This window comes from Enterobacter cloacae complex sp. IR5418 (assembly GCF_049238105.1).
Lineage (GTDB): Bacteria > Pseudomonadota > Gammaproteobacteria > Enterobacterales > Enterobacteriaceae > Enterobacter > Enterobacter hormaechei.
On record NZ_JBMKHS010000002.1, the window covers coordinates 1 to 17152 of the forward strand.

12 protein-coding genes and 2 pseudogenes are annotated in these 17152 nt (G+C 55.8%); 9 read left to right on the top strand and 5 right to left on the bottom strand.

Features of this window, described 5'->3' with window-relative positions:
* Positions 1-57: 57 nt before the first annotated feature.
* A pseudogene (locus ACOTX7_RS01695) lies at positions 58-279 on the bottom strand (hypothetical protein); the annotation flags it as partial.
* Positions 280-393: 114 nt separating this feature from the next.
* Positions 394-1503: an AI-2E family transporter gene (locus ACOTX7_RS01700; RefSeq protein ID WP_006809952.1), complete on the bottom strand. Its 1110-nt coding sequence runs from the start codon at positions 1501-1503 to the stop codon at positions 394-396.
* A 157-nt stretch (positions 1504-1660) separates the two neighbouring features.
* Between ACOTX7_RS01700 and mmuP the strand changes: the two genes are divergently transcribed.
* From mmuP to tauD, 6 genes and pseudogenes are all read left to right on the top strand, one after another.
* Positions 1661-3061 (top strand): S-methylmethionine permease, encoded by a 1401-nt coding sequence (gene mmuP, locus ACOTX7_RS01705; protein ID WP_006809951.1) that lies wholly within the window; start codon positions 1661-1663, stop codon positions 3059-3061.
* Positions 3048-3980, top strand: coding sequence for a homocysteine S-methyltransferase (gene mmuM, locus ACOTX7_RS01710; RefSeq protein ID WP_221256960.1), 933 nt, complete (start codon positions 3048-3050; stop codon positions 3978-3980). The genes mmuP and mmuM overlap by 14 nt, the downstream gene beginning before the upstream one ends.
* Before the next feature lie 222 nt (positions 3981-4202).
* A pseudogene (tauA, locus tag ACOTX7_RS01715) lies at positions 4203-5164 on the top strand (taurine ABC transporter substrate-binding protein).
* A gap of 10 nt (positions 5165-5174) precedes the next feature.
* Entirely contained in the window at positions 5175-5942 is a 768-nt protein-coding gene (gene tauB / locus ACOTX7_RS01720; protein WP_006809948.1) for a taurine ABC transporter ATP-binding subunit, read from the top strand.
* The gene (tauC, locus tag ACOTX7_RS01725; protein WP_221256962.1) at positions 5939-6766 is read left to right on the top strand and encodes a taurine ABC transporter permease TauC; all 828 of its coding nucleotides are present in this window, start codon (positions 5939-5941) and stop codon (positions 6764-6766) included. Before tauB ends, tauC begins: the two co-directional genes overlap by 4 nt.
* Complete coding sequence (gene tauD / locus ACOTX7_RS01730) at positions 6763-7611, top strand: taurine dioxygenase (RefSeq protein WP_221812999.1); 849 nt, start codon at positions 6763-6765, stop codon at positions 7609-7611. Before tauC ends, tauD begins: the two co-directional genes overlap by 4 nt.
* A gap of 105 nt (positions 7612-7716) precedes the next feature.
* Here the strand turns inward: tauD and ACOTX7_RS01735 are convergent, their stop codons facing one another.
* Together ACOTX7_RS01735 and hemB are read right to left on the bottom strand one after the other, a co-directional pair.
* Positions 7717-9417 carry a lysophospholipid acyltransferase family protein gene (locus ACOTX7_RS01735; protein ID WP_032673779.1) on the bottom strand — a complete coding sequence of 567 codons (1701 nt, stop codon included), beginning with the start codon at positions 9415-9417 and terminating at the stop codon, positions 7717-7719.
* 73 nt (positions 9418-9490) lie between these two features.
* The gene (gene hemB / locus ACOTX7_RS01740) at positions 9491-10465 is read right to left on the bottom strand and encodes a porphobilinogen synthase (RefSeq protein ID WP_006809944.1); all 975 of its coding nucleotides are present in this window, start codon (positions 10463-10465) and stop codon (positions 9491-9493) included.
* A gap of 450 nt (positions 10466-10915) precedes the next feature.
* Between hemB and ACOTX7_RS01745 the strand changes: the two genes are divergently transcribed.
* Together ACOTX7_RS01745 and ACOTX7_RS01750 are read left to right on the top strand one after the other, a co-directional pair.
* A complete protein-coding gene (locus tag ACOTX7_RS01745) occupies positions 10916-13690 on the top strand; it encodes an autotransporter outer membrane beta-barrel domain-containing protein (protein WP_221256963.1) in 2775 nt (924 codons plus the stop codon).
* Between the two features lie 89 nt (positions 13691-13779).
* Positions 13780-14409: a helix-turn-helix domain-containing protein gene (locus ACOTX7_RS01750; protein ID WP_001102072.1), complete on the top strand. Its 630-nt coding sequence runs from the start codon at positions 13780-13782 to the stop codon at positions 14407-14409.
* A 2-nt stretch (positions 14410-14411) separates the two neighbouring features.
* Here the strand turns inward: ACOTX7_RS01750 and ampH are convergent, their stop codons facing one another.
* Positions 14412-15572 carry a D-alanyl-D-alanine-carboxypeptidase/endopeptidase AmpH gene (gene ampH, locus ACOTX7_RS01755; RefSeq protein WP_006809942.1) on the bottom strand — a complete coding sequence of 387 codons (1161 nt, stop codon included), beginning with the start codon at positions 15570-15572 and terminating at the stop codon, positions 14412-14414.
* A 350-nt stretch (positions 15573-15922) separates the two neighbouring features.
* Here ampH and sbmA point away from each other — a divergent pair, with 350 nt between their 5' ends.
* The gene (gene sbmA, locus ACOTX7_RS01760) at positions 15923-17143 is read left to right on the top strand and encodes a peptide antibiotic transporter SbmA (RefSeq protein WP_006809941.1); all 1221 of its coding nucleotides are present in this window, start codon (positions 15923-15925) and stop codon (positions 17141-17143) included.
* Positions 17144-17152 lie beyond the last annotated feature (9 nt).

A 17152-nucleotide genomic window follows, 5' to 3' on the forward strand; every position in this document is an offset into this window, starting at 1 on the left:
GAAGATGCGTGATCTGATCCTTCAACTCAGCAAAAGTTCGATTTATTCAACAAAGTCCACCTCGGGCTCTTTTTTGATGGCGTAAAGGCGCGCTAGATCGGAGAGCATCCAGGTTTCTGCTTCAATCTCTTCCGTAAGCTGGTCAAAAATTTGTCGTTGTTTAACAGCCTGACGTTCGACGTTGTCGGCATGGGAAGCCATCAGCATGACGATGCCGGAGGCAATGGTCAGGCACACTGTGACACCATAAGCCCAGTTTGTGATCGTGGCGATTCGCACCAGTTGGATCCTTCTACGACAAATGTGGAAGAGCGTTCTTTTCAGATTATAGAAAACGCCTGATTTATCGCGAAAAAAAAGGCGGCACAGGGCCGCCTGACAGAACGCGTTTCGTTAGAGATCCGGAGGATTTTTTCCCTCTTCGATAAACTCTGCGTCCAGCTCCTCGGCGTTGCCAGCGTGGTCGCGGCCGGAGAAGAGGTTCCAGCAGGCGATAAACAGGGCGGCAATCAGTGGCCCAATCACAAAGCCGTTAATGCCGTACAGCTCCATACCGCCAAGCGTGGTGATCAGTATCAGGTAGTCCGGCATTTTAGTGTCTTTGCCCACCAGCAGCGGACGTAAGAGGTTGTCCACCAGCCCGACGATAATGACAAAGAAGCCCACAATGAACAGACCCTGCCACAACTGGTGGGTGGCAAACAGGAAGATGGCGGCGGGAACCCAGACGATAGCCGAGCCGACGGCAGGCACCAGGGAGAGGAACGCCATCAGCGCACCCCACAGTACGCTACCGTCAATACCGACGATGGCAAAGGCAATTCCGCCAAGCGTACCTTGCACCACCGCTACGACCGCCGTGCCTTTTACGGTGGCACGTGACACGCCGACAAATTTAGCAAACAGGTGCTGTTTGACGAAGTCAGACAACGGCAGCGAGTCGAGGATCTGGCGCACCAGATAAGGCCCGTCTTTGAGCAGGAAAAACAGCAGATACAACATAATGCCGAAGCTAATAGCAAAGCCGAACGTCCCTTTACCGATCAGGAACGCGCTTCCTGCCAGATACTGCCCGCCCTGTAACGCAACATCAGAGAGTTTTTTCTGGATCTGCGCGGCATTGGTCAGGTTGTGATCCGCCAGGAAGCCGCTGGCCCAGTCCGGCAGACGGTTGAAGATACCTGCGATCACTTCCGGGAACTGCGTATTGTTCTGTTGCAGCTTGGTGTAAACCATGTTCAGTTCCACCGCGAGCGAAGAAAGGATCACCATCAACGGAATAAACACGATCAGGCAGATAATGCCGAGGGTAAGGAGTGAAGCCAGCCCGTTGCGATCGCCCAGTGCGGTACGCAGTTTGTTTTTCACCGGGTTGAAAATGATGGTCAGGATCGCAGCCCAAAGAATCGCCGAGAAATAGGGCGACAGCACGTCAAAGAAAGCCCAGGTAACAAGGGCAAGGATGAGAATAAAGAAACCTTTGGTCAGTCCGTTAAATCGCATAGTGAGTCCTGGTGAAGAAGAAACTGTGTCGACTATAGAACTGATTTAAGGATTTACCAATAATTGCGCCGAAGTCGCGGCGGGTGGCTTTTTGTTAACAATCGCGGTATAACACCCTTCTTTGGATGTTTAGATGTCCATACGTTTAGAAGGTAATATGCAAACAGAACAACAAAACGGGCAGCTTAAGCGCACCATGAAAACCCGCCACCTGATTATGCTCTCGCTGGGCGGCGTTATTGGCACAGGGTTATTTTTCAATACCGGATACATCATTTCGACAACTGGCGCGGCGGGCACGCTGCTGGCGTATCTTATCGGTGCGCTGGTGGTCTGGCTGGTTATGCAATGTCTGGGCGAACTTTCCGTGGCGATGCCCGAGACCGGCGCGTTCCACGTCTACGCCGCTCGCTATCTCGGCCCGGCGACAGGGTATACCGTGGCGTGGCTCTACTGGCTTACGTGGACAGTGGCGCTGGGATCGAGCTTTACCGCCGCCGGTTTCTGTATGCAGTACTGGTTTCCGCAGGTTCCCGTCTGGACGTGGTGCGTTGTCTTTTGCGTGGTGATTTTTGGCCTTAACGTGATTTCCACGCGCTTCTTCGCCGAAGGGGAATTCTGGTTCTCGCTGGTGAAAGTCATCACCATCATCGCCTTCATTATTCTTGGCGGCGCGGCGATCTTCGGTTTTATCCCGATGCAGGACGGTTCACCCGCGCCGGGCTTGAGCAATATCACCGCTGAAGGCTGGTTCCCGCACGGCGGTCTGCCGATCCTGATGACCATGGTGGCGGTCAACTTTGCTTTCTCGGGTACGGAGCTTATCGGCATCGCGGCGGGGGAAACGGAAAACCCGCACAAGGTTATTCCGGTCGCTATCCGCACTACCATCGCGCGGCTCATCATCTTCTTTATTGGCACCGTGTTTGTGCTGGCGGCGCTGATCCCGATGCAGCAGGCTGGCGTGGAGAAAAGCCCGTTCGTCCTGGTGTTTGAAAAGGTCGGCATTCCATATGCGGCTGATATCTTCAACTTCGTGATCCTGACGGCGATCCTCTCGGCGGCGAACTCGGGCCTGTACGCCTCTGGCCGTATGCTCTGGTCCCTGTCGAACGAGAAAACGCTGCCGCGCTGCTTTGCCCGCGTCAACAAAAACGGCGTGCCGCTGACGGCGCTCTCCGTTTCCATGCTGGGCGGCGTGCTGGCGCTGTTCTCCAGCGTGGTCGCGCCGGATACGGTGTTTGTGGCCCTGTCTGCTATTTCCGGTTTTGCGGTGGTGGCGGTGTGGATCAGCATCTGCGCGTCGCACTTCATGTTTCGTCGCCGTCACGTGCAAGCCGGGCAGCCGCTATCGGCGTTGCAGTATCGCGCGCCATGGTATCCGCTGGTGCCCGTGCTCGGCTTCATCCTCTGCCTGGTGGCCTGCGTTGGTCTGTGGTTTGATCCCAGCCAGCGTATTGCCCTTTATTGCGGGCTTCCGTTTGTCGCCCTGTGCTATGGTGCGTACTACCTGACCCGAAATCTGACCACGCAGGAGCCTGAACATGTCGCAGAATAATCCGCTTACCGCCCTCCTTGAAAACCAGCCGTTTATTGTGCTGGATGGGGCGATGGCAACGGAGCTGGAAGCGCGCGGTTGTAACCTTGCCGACAACCTCTGGTCGGCCAAAGTGCTGATGGAAAACCCTGAGCTGATCCGTGACGTGCACCTCAACTACTACCGCGCGGGGGCACAGGTGGCGATCACCGCCAGCTATCAGGCCACGTCTGCGGGTTTTGCCGCACGCGGGCTGGACGAGGCGCAATCCCGGGCGTTGATTGGTAAAAGCGTAGAGCTGGCACGCAAAGCACGCGAAGCATACCTGGCGGAGAACGCACAGGCGGGCACGCTGCTGGTGGCGGGGTCGGTAGGGCCGTACGGCGCGTATCTTGCCGATGGATCTGAATATCGCGGTGACTACGTGCGTCGCGCTGAAGAATTCACAGAATTCCACCGCCCGCGCGTGGAGGCGCTGTTGGATGCAGGCGCGGATCTGCTGGCCTGTGAAACGCTGCCGTCGTTCCCGGAAATAAAGGCGCTGGCGGCGTTGCTCACGGCGTATCCCCGCGCCCGGGCATGGTTCTCATTTACCCTGCGTGACAGCGAGCACCTGAGCGACGGGACGCCGCTGCGGGATGTCGTTTCTGTGCTGGAAAACTATCCGCAGGTTGTCGCGCTGGGGATCAACTGTATCGCGCTGGAAAACACCACCGCGGCGCTGACTCATCTGCACAGCCTGACGTCGCTGCCGCTGGTGGTCTACCCGAACTCGGGCGAGCATTATGATGCAGTGAGCAAAACCTGGCATCACCACGGTGAAGCCTGCGAGACGCTGGCAGGATATTTACCGCAGTGGCTGGAAGCGGGAGCGAAGTTAATCGGCGGATGCTGTCGCACCACGCCGAAAGATATTGCTGAGCTTAACGCGCAGCGCTGAGGTCTTTGCCGGGTGGCGGCTGCGCCTTACCCGGCCTACAAACTGCACGAACCGTAGGCCGGGTAAGCGCAGCGCCACCCGGCGAAACAACCGCACAAAATTCACTATCCTTTCCCGCTTTTTTTCTAAAAACGAATCGTCATTAGCGATTCTTTTTTATTCCTTTATCAAACTTCCTGCGCCGGAAATACTGCCTCCATAACAACAAGGGGAGCAGGCACTATGGCAATTTCATCGCGAATCACACTTCTCGGCGCACTGGCGCTGTGGGCTTTCAGGCGCAGGCGGTGGACGTCACCGTGGCGTATCAGACTTCTGCGGAACCGGCGAAAGTCGCGCAGGCGGATAACACCTTCGCCAAAGAGAGCGGGGCGAAAGTCGACTGGCGCAAGTTCGACAGCGGCGCGGCGATTGTGCGGGCGCTTGCCTCGGGCGACGTGCAGATTGGCAACCTTGGCTCCAGCCCGCTGGCCATAGCAGCCAGCCAGCAGGTGCCGATCGAAGTCTTCCTGCTCGCCTCGCAGCTCGGAAATTCCGAAGCGCTGGTGGTGAAGAAAACCATCACCAGACCCGAAGATTTGATCGGCAAACGCATCGCGGTGCCGTTTATCTCTACTACGCATTACAGCCTGCTGGCCGCGCTGAAACACTGGGGCATTAAGCCGGGCCAGGTGCAAATCATTAACCTGCAACCTCCGGCGATTATTGCCGCCTGGCAGCGTGGCGACATCGACGGAGCATACGTCTGGGCGCCCGCCGTCAACGAGCTGGAAAAAGAGGGCACCGTGCTGACCGACTCCGAAAAAGTGGGGCAGTGGGGCGCGCCAACCCTTGATGTCTGGGTCGTACGTAAGGACTTTGCTGAAAAACACCCTGAAGTGGTGAAAGCCTTCGCCAGAAGCGCCATTGACGCCCAGCAACCCTATATCAGCAACCCGGATGAATGGCTGAAACAGCCCGCCAACCTGGAGAAACTCTCACGTCTGAGCGGCGTGCCGGAAGCGGACGTGCCGGGGCTGGTGAAAGGCAATACCTATCTGACGCCTGCGCAGCAGGTCCAGCAGCTGAACGGGCCGGTGAGCAAAGCGATTGTCGACACTGCGACGTTCCTCAAAGAGCAGGGCAAAGTACCTGCGGTGGCGGCGGATTACAGCCAGTTCGTGACCGATCGCTTTGTGAAATAAGGGGGCAGCGATGCTGAACATTACAAACCTGTCTGCCGATTACGGCGGCAAACCGGCCCTGGAAGCGATCAACCTGACGCTGGACAGCGGTGAATTGCTGGTGGTGCTGGGTCCGTCCGGCTGCGGGAAAACCACGCTGCTGAACCTGATCGCCGGGTTTGTACCGTATCAGCACGGCACGATCCACCTGGAAGGGAAACGGGTAACGGGGCCGGGCGCAGAGCGGGGCGTGGTCTTTCAGAACGAAGGGCTGCTTCCGTGGCGAAACGTGCAGGAAAACGTTGCGTTTGGTCTGCAACTGGCTGGCGTAGCGCGTGAACAGCGTCTGAATACGGCGCGCGACATGCTGAAAAAGGTCGGGCTGGAGGGGGCTGAAAAACGCTTCATCTGGCAGCTTTCGGGCGGGCAGCGTCAGCGCGTCGGGATCGCCCGTGCGCTAGCGGCAAACCCACAGCTGCTGTTGCTGGACGAACCTTTCGGGGCGCTGGATGCCTTCACCCGCGAGCAGATGCAAACCCTGCTGCTGCGCCTGTGGCACGAAACCGGCAAGCAGGTGCTGCTGATTACTCATGACATCGAAGAGGCCGTGTTTATGGCGACCGAACTGGTGCTGTTATCACCCGGGCCGGGACGCGTGCTGGAACGTTTACCGCTTGAGTTTGCCCGGCGCTATGTGGCGGGAGAGCCGGTACGCAGCATCAAGTCCGACCCGCTGTTTATTGAACAGCGTGAATACGTCTTAAGCCGCGTGTTTGAGCAACGGGAGGCCTTCTCATGAGCATTGTTTTCAGTGAAAAAACGCGGCGGACGCGTCTCGCCTTACGCTGGCCGTTCTCGCGCCAGCTCACGTTAAGCGTCGGCACGCTGGTGGTGTTGCTGGCGGTATGGTGGGCGGTTGCCGCGCAGCAGTGGGTCAGCCCGCTGTTTCTGCCCCCGCCAGGCCAGGTCCTGGAAAAACTGATTACCATCGCCGGGCCGCAGGGCTTTATGGATGCCACGCTCTGGCAGCATTTAGGCGCCAGTCTGACACGTATTCTGGTGGCGCTGCTGGCAGCGGTCATTATTGGCGTTCCGGTGGGGATCGCGATGGGACTGAGTCCGACGGTGCGCGGCATACTCGACCCGCTGATCGAACTTTACCGCCCTGTACCGCCTCTGGCTTACCTGCCGCTGATGGTGATCTGGTTTGGCATCGGCGAAACATCAAAGATCTTACTGATATATCTGGCGATTTTCGCACCGGTCGCGATGTCGGCCCTGGCTGGGGTAAAGAGTGCGCAACAGGTACGCATTCGCGCGGCGCAGTCGCTGGGGGCCAGCCGCGCCCAGGTGTTGCTGTTCGTCATTTTACCCGGCGCGCTGCCTGAGATTTTAACCGGGCTGCGCATTGGCCTTGGGGTGGGCTGGTCCACGCTGGTGGCGGCAGAGCTGATTGCCGCCACGCGCGGCCTGGGCTTCATGGTGCAGTCGGCGGGAGAGTTCCTGGCGACTGACGTGGTACTGGCAGGGATCGCGGTGATCGCCGCGATCGCCTTTGGATTAGAACTGGGACTGCGCGCGCTACAGCGTCGCCTGACGCCCTGGCATGGAGAAATACAATGAGTGAACGTCTGACCATTACCCCGCTGGGGCCGTACATTGGCGCACAGGTGTCAGGCCTGGACGTAACCCGTCCGCTGAGCGATAACCAGTTTGAGCAGCTGTACCATGCGGTGCTGCGCCATCAGGTGGTGTTCCTGCGCGAGCAGGCCATTACCCCACAGCAGCAGCGCGCGCTGGCCCTGCGTTTTGGCGACCTGCATATCCACCCGGTTTACCCGCATGCGGAAGGGGTGGAGGAAATCATCGTTCTGGACACCCATAACGATAATCCGCCCGATAATGACAACTGGCATACGGACGTGACCTTTATTGAGACGCCGCCCGCGGGCGCGATTCTGGCGGCAAAATTGCTGCCGGAAACCGGCGGCGATACGCTGTGGGCCAGCGGCATTGCGGCCTTTGAGGCGCTCTCCGCACCGTTCCGGGCGCTGCTGAGCGGCCTGCGGGCGGAACATGACTTCAAAAAATCGTTCCAGGAATACAAGTACCGCAAAAGCGAAGAGGAACACCAGCGCTGGCTGGATGCGGTCGCAAAACATCCCCCGCTGCTGCATCCGGTAGTGCGTACCCATCCGGTCACGGGCAAACAGGCGCTGTTTGTGAACGAAGGGTTCACCACGCGCATTGTGGACCTCGCGGAAAAAGAGAGTGAGGCGCTGCTCGGCTTCCTGTTTGCGCATATCACTAAACCGGAATTTCAGGTGCGCTGGCGCTGGCAGGAGAACGATCTGGCGATCTGGGATAACCGCGTCACGCAGCACTATGCGAATTCGGATTACCTGCCGCAGCGAAGGATTATGCAGCGGGCGACGATTTTGGGGGATAAGCCGTTTTACCGTCCATAATTCATCGTTTCCGCGGTTCATGTAGGCCGGGTAAGCGCAGCGCCACCCGGCAAGAACGGAGCACAAAAGCCGGGTGGCGGCTACGCCTTACCCGGCCTACAAATACTAAAGGTGTGCTTCTATATACCGCTGATAGCGGTTCGCCTTCAGGTAACACAAATCCACCAGCACCAGCCCGTCAACGCAGTTGTTGAACGCCGGGTCGCTGCCAAAATCAATAAACTGCACGCCGCCAGGCTCGCATAGCTCGGAATACTGTTTATAGAGCGGCGGAATGCCGCAACCCAGGTTGCCGAGCAGCGTTTTCAGCTTTGTCAGATCGTCCACGTAATCCACCCCGCCAAATTGCGCCAGTACGTCCGGAAGTGAGGCCGGGTAGGGTTGACGCGAAGCGGCTAACGGATGGCTGGCCGGGAACCACAGGCGGTAAAACGCCACCAGCAGATCCCGTGCCGCAGGCGGCAGGCCACCGGAAATAGACACCGGGCCAAACAGGTAGCGGTAGTGCGGATAGCGCGCCAGATAGGCGCCAATGCCTGACCACAGATAGTCCAGACCGCGACGTCCCCAGTAGCGCGGCTGTATAAAGCTTCGTCCCAGCTCAATGCCGTGCTCCAGTATGTCCTGCATCCTTTCGTCGTAGTGGAACAGGCTGTAGCTGTATAACCCCTCGACGCCGCGCTTTTCCACCTGCATGGCCGTTGGCATAAAACGGTACGCGCCGACAATCTCCAGGTCATCGTCATCCCATAGAATGAGATGCAGATAGTCATCATCGTAGCTGTCGGTATCCCGGCGCTTCCCGCTGCCTTCCTCCACGGCACGAAAGGCAATCTCGCGCAGCCGCCCCAGCTCGCGCAGCAAAGGCGCCTCTTCCTGTCCGTTGCGCTGCCAAAGATAGATGGTCTTACCATCGCTGGTTTTCCCCAGACACTCGGCCTGCGCCAGTTCGCGCTTCAGCGTGGCCCTGTCTTCCGGGCGGGCAATGGCGCACTGGGTTTTAAAGACGCCAGGCAATCCCTTGCCAAGTCGTATCACGTGCTGACGGCACTGCTCGGCCATCTCACGCGATGAAAGGGTAGCGCTAAAGCGGTCATTCCAGGCAATCTGCTGGCCGATTTTGATCGGCAGCTGGCTGTGACGGCGGCGAAACATCTGTTGCATCAGCAGTAGCATGGAAATCGTTGGTGAGACCAGCGTGCTGGCATAAAACAGCACGCTGTTGTGCGCCTGAATATGTACGGGGAGTAGCGGCACACGTAGTTTGCTGGCCAGCTTGAAAAAGCCCGGATGCCATTTTTTATCGCGGATGCCTTTGCGCGTTGGGCGGGAGACTTCGCCCGCCGGAAAGAAGATCAGCACACCGGCATTTTGCAGATGCTGTTCCATCTGCATCAGAGATGCTTTTGCGGTTCTGCCGCCCATATTATCCACGGGGATAAACAATGAACTCAGAGGCTCAAGGTGGGACAGCATCCGGTTGGTGACAACCCGGACGTCGCGGCGTACGCGGGAAACGGCGTACAGCAGCGCCAGCCCATCCAGGGTGCCCGTCGGGTGGTTAGCTATCACTATGAGTGGGCCGTGTTCGGGGATTTGTTCGAGATCGCGGGCGGAAACGGAGCAGAGAATATCAAGGTGTTCCAGAACTTGCTCCACCATATCCAGCCCTTTCAGGTGACGGTGGCTGGCGGCAAACTGCTGAAATTCGTCTTCGTGGAGCAGTCTTTTTAACAGACTTTTTTGCCAGGGTGCGGGCCTCGCCTGAGGCCAAAGGTCATCAAGAACGCTGTCGAGACTAAACATTGATCACTCCTCCTGCCGTCTTGCCCAGACAGTAGAAGGAGCAGATGTCGGTTGTATTGCAGTTTGGTGAAGATTAACGGAGGATTTTTTTCTCAGCGAGATCCAGCGCGAAATAGCTGAAGATCAGATCCGCGCCCGCGCGCTTGATCGCACCGAGGCTTTCCAGGATCACTTTCTCTTCGTCGATGGCACCCGCCTGCGCGGCGAATTTGATCATCGCGTACTCGCCGCTCACCTGGTATGCGCCCAGCGGCAGTTCGGAGCGTTCGCGAATGTCGCGCAGAATATCCAGATACGCGCCCGCCGGTTTCACCATCAGGCAGTCTGCGCCCTGCGCTTCATCGAGCAGAGATTCACGAATCGCTTCGCGGCGGTTCAGCGGGTTCATCTGATAGGTTTTACGATCCCCTTTCAGCGCCGTGCCCGCAGCTTCACGGAATGGGCCGTAGAAAGAGGAGGCAAATTTGGTGGAGTAGGACATGATGGCGGTATCGGTGAAGCCCGCAGCGTCCAGCGCCTGGCGGATCGCCTGTACCTGCCCATCCATTGCCGCAGAAGGCGCAATGAAATCCGCACCCGCAGCGGCGGCAACTACCGCCTGCTTGCCAAGGTTCAGCAGGGTCGCATCGTTGTCCACGCCGTGATCGCACAGCACACCGCAGTGGCCATGAGAGGTGTATTCGCAGAAGCAGGTATCGGACATGACAATCATCTCCGGCACAGTCTCTTTACAGATGCGCGACATACGGGCGACAAGGCCGTCTTCTTTCCAGGCATCGCTGCCGGTCGCGTCAGTGTGGTGGGAGATGCCGAACGTCATCACCGAGCGGATCCCCGCATTCGCAATGCGTTCAATCTCGCGGGCCAGATGCTTTTCAGGAATGCGCATCACGCCGGGCATCGCGTCGATGGCTTTGTAGTCATCGATCTCTTCTTCAACAAAAATCGGCAACACCAGATCGTTTAAGGTCAGTGTTGTCTCTTCAAACATGGCGCGCAGTGCGGGTGACTTGCGCAGGCGACGGGGACGTGCAATTAAATCGGTCATGGTATGCCTGATGTTTGTGGAACAAAGAGGGACAGTGTACCTGAAAGTGGGGGGAGGTGTTTTACTAAAGTGGGCTTTTTGATTTTGCAACATGCGCCACGGCTCGCAGCAATACATTTATTAACCGGGAAATTAATTTGGCTTTTTAGACGCGCAGAGATATTGGCGTTATTTCTGTATTGAAGTGAAAGTATCATTATAAATGATCTATTATTTTTTATTATATTTTCACAGCCAATGGAATAATCGTTCAAGGTGCTGATTTTAAGATTTTTATTTATAATGTCTGATATAAAGTCGGGTAGGAGATCTTATTTGTCTGAATGCGGACTTAATGGAATCATTCATTGAACCTTTTCGAAGTGAAACTGCATAATTCCTTCCGCAATTAAACATTGCCAAATGATTTGATGGACAAACTTGCTTACGTCCCTGAGGAGGGATGACCCAATGCAAACATGGAAAAAGAAACTGGTTGTATCTCAACTTGCATTAGCCTGCACCCTGGCTATCGCTTCTCAGGCCAATGCGAAAGATATATCAGGAACGACATATAATACTTTTGGATATGACAATACGGCGTCCACGCCGTGGTTTAATGGCTACGCTGACTGGGATTATTCAGACGCCAGACATGACGGTGATATTTATCCGGTCGTGAATAAATCAACCGTGAACGGGGTTATTTCGACATACTATCTGGATGATGGTGTCAATGGCCGTGCGAACACGCTGAGTATTTCTAACAGCACCATTAACGGCATGATCACGTCAGAGTGTATGACCACGATGTGTGCAGATGGTACGGATACCGACGGCACCCGTCATACCCAGTATGATCGTTTTGGCCTGACTGTTGATAACTCCACCATCAACGATACCTACGAGCATTACGCGTATGATGTCGTCAATGGCGAAACCTCAGAAACGCATTATCTGGACACCTATGGTCTGGGTAACGCCATCACCCTGGACGTAGAATCTGATATCGTTATTCAGAACAATTCCCACGTCGCGGGTATCACACTGACGCAGGGTTATCATGAACTGGATAACACACCATACGACGGTGTTGAAGGCGTGGCAAACAACAGCAATATCTTTACCGATACGCTGGTGGTAAAAGACTCCGTGCTGACCTCTGGCGCGTACAGCGATCTGGGTACCAGCGGCTTCTATGGTCAAACGGCGAAGCCGAGTGACTACGGTGAAACCAACGCCACGGCTGCGGATGATGCGGCGCTGATCGTTGCGGCCAGCGCGTCTGATAACGCCATGCAGACCACCGCCACCTTCGATCACTCTACCATTACCGGCGATATCCTTTTCGCCAGCACCTTTGATAACAACTTCTACGAGAATGGCGATCCGGCAACGGATACCACCAATGACGGTGTCTATAACCCAACGACCAACGGCTGGGATGATACCGACAAGCTGGATGTCACGCTGACCAATGGCAGCAAATGGGTGGGTGCCGCGCAGTCCAGCGTTGAAGCCATCGGCACGGCGCAAATGTATGGTGAAGGCTACAGCGAAGTAGACTGGCACACGCTTTCTCCAAACAGCATCTGGCCTGATTCTACCTTCGACAGCAACGGTCACGTAGCGGGCGAAGAGGTGTATCAGAGCGGCCTGTTCAACGTGGCGCTGAATAACGGTTCCGAGTGGGATACCCGTAAGATCTCCAACATCGACGCGCTGACGGTGAACAACCAGTCTCAGGTCAATGTTGAAAACTCCGGCCTGCTGGCGGATTCCATCACCCTGACCAATGCGTCTGAGCTGAATATTGGCGACAGCGGTGGGGTAGCAACCGACAGCCTGTATCTGGACAGCGGCAGCCGTGCGGCATTGACTGAAGAGACCGCAGAGCTGTATGCCAACACCATTACCGTGGACAACGGTGCGGAGCTGGCGCTGGGTCTGGGTCAGGTTGATACGCACAACATGGTGCTGACCGACGGCGGTGTGCTCAACGTCGCCAGCCGCGATTATGTGCTGAACAGCGACCTGGATAACGCTCGCTATATCACCAACGATCGCTATAAAGCGGGCTACGACTATGGTGTTGTTGCGCTGAACTCTGACGGTCACCTGGCGGTGAACGGTGATGTTGCCGGTAACTATAAAGTGCGCATCGACGATGCAACTGGCGCAGGCTCTGTTGCTGACTACAAAAACAAAGAGATCGTTCGCGTCTATGACAATAACGCGGGTACCGCTGCCAGCTTTACTGCGGCAAATAAAGCCGATTTAGGGGCTTACACCTATCAGGCGCAGCAGAAGGGCGACACCGTTGTTCTCCAGCAGGAAGAGCTGACTGACTACGCCAACATGGCGCTGAGCATCCCTTCTGCTAATACCAACATCTGGAATCTGCAACAGGATACCGTGGGTACGCGTCTGACCAACAGCCGTCACGGCCTGGCGGATAACGGTGGAGCGTGGGTGAGCTATTTTGGCGGCAACTTTGACGCAGATAATGGCACCGTTAGCTACGATCAGGACGTAAGCGGCATTATGGTTGGTCTGGACACTCAGATCGACGGTAATAACGCGAAGTGGATTGTCGGTGGTGCGGCTGGTTTCGCGAAGGGTGATATCAGCGATCGTTCGGGTCAGGTCGATCAGGATAGCCAGACTGCGATGATCTACGCGTCGGCGAAGTTCATGAACGACATCTTCCTCGACAGCTCCCTGAGCTACACCCGCTTTAACAATGACCTCTCTGCTACCATGAGCAACGGTCAATATGTTGACGGTAATACGACCACTGACGCCGTTGGTTTCGGGATGAAGCTGGGCTATGACTGGAAACCCAACCTGTCTGGCTACGTCACGCCTTACGCGGCGATCTCTGGCCTGTTCCAGTCCGGTGATGACTATCAGTTAAGCAACGACATGCGTATCGATGGCCAGTCTTACGACAGTATGCGTTATGAACTGGGCGTAGATGCAGGTTATACCTTCAACTACGGCGGCGAGCAGGCGTTAACGCCTTACTTCAAACTGGCTTACGTGTATGACGATGCCGACAACAATGCTGACATCAACAATGACAGCATTGATAACGGCGTGGAAGGCTCTGCGGTTCGCGTGGGACTGGGCACGCAGTTCAGCTTCACGAAAAACTTCAGTGCTTACACTGATGCGACCTATCTGGGCGGCGGCGACGTTGACCAGAACTGGGGTGCAAACCTGGGTGTGAAATACACCTGGTAAAATAGAAAGCGCGGGGGATTTTACCCACGCTTTTTTATATGGTTTAAAAATAATAAAGAACCGACAGATACAGATGACTTGAGGTATGCATGAACGTTAATGCGAAACCACTTTCTGAATTAAGCCGGCTCATAACGTGTCTGGAAGTCGCCGGTACCCTTTTTAAGAATGATCCACAGCAATTAATAACAACCGGTAATAATAATGATGATGAGCCATCCACCTTTGTAATACAATCCGGACTTGTCGCCGTCCACCGTAAATCTGATGAACTTCTTGTGGGGATCGCACGGGCACCTTTTATTTATGGTTTAAGCGCATGGATAAATGACAGCTATCTGGAATATTCCCTGATGGCACAAACGCCCTGTTCAGGATTTTATTTACCAGCCTCTCGCGCGTGTCAACTTATTCAGCAACAGCATCTCTGGCAGGATGCTTTCTGCTGGCTGTCCTGGATTAACCATATTCTCGGGAAGCGTGATACGCAGCTGGTCGGAAATAATTCCTATAGCCAGATCCGGGCGATGCTGATCAATATGGCCGAGTGGGATGACACGCTGCGTTCAAAAATTGGCGTTATGAATCATATTCAGCGTAGCACGCGTATTTCACGCTCGGTTGTTGCAGAAGTTTTGGCGGCGCTGCGGCAGGGGAACTATATCAATATGAGCCGGGGCAAACTGGTCAGTATCAACCGTTTGCCCACGGACTATTGAGGCTAGTTCGAGGCCGTAAGAACCTGCGCTTTATTGGCGCTCAGTTCAGCGACCAGGTTATTCACGCCATCGCTCATATTCACGAAGCGTGTGTTCGGGGAGCGGGTGACCACCACAAACGCTCCCACGTTTGATTGCGGAATCATCGCCATGTAGGTGATGAATCCGCCACCCCCGCCAGTTTTTTGAATAATCCCCGGTCGGCCATCTTTTGGTGCCATATACACCCAGCCCATGCCGAGGGCATCGGCTTTCCCAGGAACATCCATGCCAATGACGCGGCGTAGCTGAGCGCGCTGGTAGATGAGCGTCTGCATACGATCGGCCTGGTTGCTGCGCGCGTAAAAATCCGAAGAGAGGAACTGCTGCATCCAGCGCATCATGTCGCCAGGCGTGGAGTAAACGCCACCGCTGCCAATGGCCGCCAGCGTGTTGTTACACGGGCTGGCCCCTTTTTCCGCCACCATCAGGCGCTTGCACTGATCCGGGGAGGGGGTGTAGGTGGTATCTTTCATTCCGAGCGGACGCGTGATCTGCTCTTCAAACAGTTGAGGGTAGGGTTTACCTGAGGCCGTCGCTAGTGCGTCGGCCAGCAGATCAAACGCCAGGTTAGAATAACCCGCCTGCGAGCCAGGGGCTGATTTCAGGGTGGCGGTGCTCAGGTAGTTCCAGCGCTGCTCGCGGGTTGGCCAGACAAAGACGGGGCGATGCGCAGCGCCACCAGGCTGTTCTCGCGGCAGGGCGCTGGTATGGGTCGCCAGGTTCACCAGTCTGATCGGCGTTCCCTGATATGTCGGCACGCGAGCGCCGGGCGGCGCGTATTTGCTGAGCGGATCGTCGAGTTTCACCACGCCCTGATCGAGCAGTTTCACCAGCATTTCGCTGGTCATCAGCTTGGTTATCGACGCCACGCGGATCACGGAATCCAGCTGCGGGCGAACGTTATTTCCCGGTCGTGTTTCACCGAAGCTGCGAAACACTCGCTGGTTACCGTCGATCACCACCAGCGCCATTCCCGTCGCACCGCTGCCGTAATAAATGAGGTTTGCGTAGCGATCGGCAATGTCAGAGGCCAGAACCGGGGCCGTCAGAGGCTGTGCTGCCTGAGCGGTGGACAGGCTCACCGCACACAGCGCGGCGAAAGAGAGCAGACAACGTTTCAACGAAAAGCATCCATCAAGTGAATAAGGAAAGTTACGGGTATTTATACTACTAATCGGTGTCGGGCAATGGCCCGATTTGCATAACGATAGCGAGAAAAACGTAACCGTGGGTAAATTTGAACAATTTACTTGCGGCGTGGCTCCCATTTTGTGACATCGACCGTATGATAGACGCTACGATCGCTGTTGCGAATGAAACGCACCGAAACAATTCCTGAAGCCGGAAAGCGAACTAATAATTCACCCGCAGGTCTGACTTTTTTGCCTGAACCGGTAGGCTGGCACAGGCAAGGTTTCGTGTGGCGATATGTTGAACACAGCAACAGCCATAACAACAAGAAGGAAGCACAATGTTTAAGTCTTTTTTCCCAAAGCCGGGGCCATTTTTCCTGTCGGCATTTATTTGGGCACTGCTGGCTGTCATTTTCTGGCAGGCCGGTGGAGGCGCGTGGCTGACCCGTCTTACGGGCGCGACGGGCGACATTCCCATTAGCGCAGCGCGCTTCTGGTCCATGAGCTATCTGCTTTTCTACGCTTACTACGTGCTCTGCGTAGGGCTTTTCGCCATGTTCTGGTTCGTCTATTCTCCTCACCGCTGGCAATACTGGTCGATTCTCGGCACGTCATTAATCATCTTTGTCACCTGGTTCCTGGTGGAAGTGGGCGTAGCAGTAAACGCCTGGTATGCGCCGTTTTACGATCTGATCCAGACGGCGCTGAGTTCGCCGCACAAAGTGACCATAAACCAGTTCTACCATGAGGTGGGGATCTTCCTCGGCATCGCCCTGATCGCCGTGGTGATCGGCGTGATGAATAACTTTTTCGTCAGCCACTACGTGTTCCGCTGGCGTACCGCGATGAACGAACACTATATGGCGCACTGGCAGCACCTGCGTCATATCGAAGGTGCCGCACAGCGTGTGCAGGAAGACACCATGCGTTTTGCCTCTACGCTGGAAGATATGGGCGTGAGCTTTATCAATGCCATCATGACGCTGATCGCCTTCCTGCCGGTGCTGGTAACGCTCTCGTCGCACGTTCCGGAGCTGCCGATTGTCGGCCATCTGCCGTACGGCCTGGTGATCGCCGCGATTGTCTGGTCACTGATGGGGACGGGGCTGCTGGCGGTCGTGGGGATCAAGCTGCCGGGGCTGGAGTTTAAAAACCAGCGCGTGGAAGCGGCCTACCGTAAAGAGCTGGTGTATGGCGAAGATGATGCCAACCGTGCGTCACCGCCTACCGTGCGTGAGCTGTTTGGCGCCGTACGTCGTAACTACTTCCGCCTCTATTTCCATTACATGTATTTCAATATTGCGCGCATTCTTTATCTTCAGGTTGATAACGTTTTCGGGTTGTTCCTGCTGTTCCCGTCCATCGTTGCGGGTACGATTACGCTCGGTCTGATGACCCAGATCACCAACGTCTTTGGTCAGGTTCGCGGTTCGTTCCAGTACCTGATTAGCTCCTGGACTACGCTGGTGGAGCTGATGTCCATCTACAAACGTTTACGCAGTTTCGAGCGTGAGCTGGACGATAAGGACTTGCAGGAAGTCACCCATACATTAGGTTAAAAAGGAATT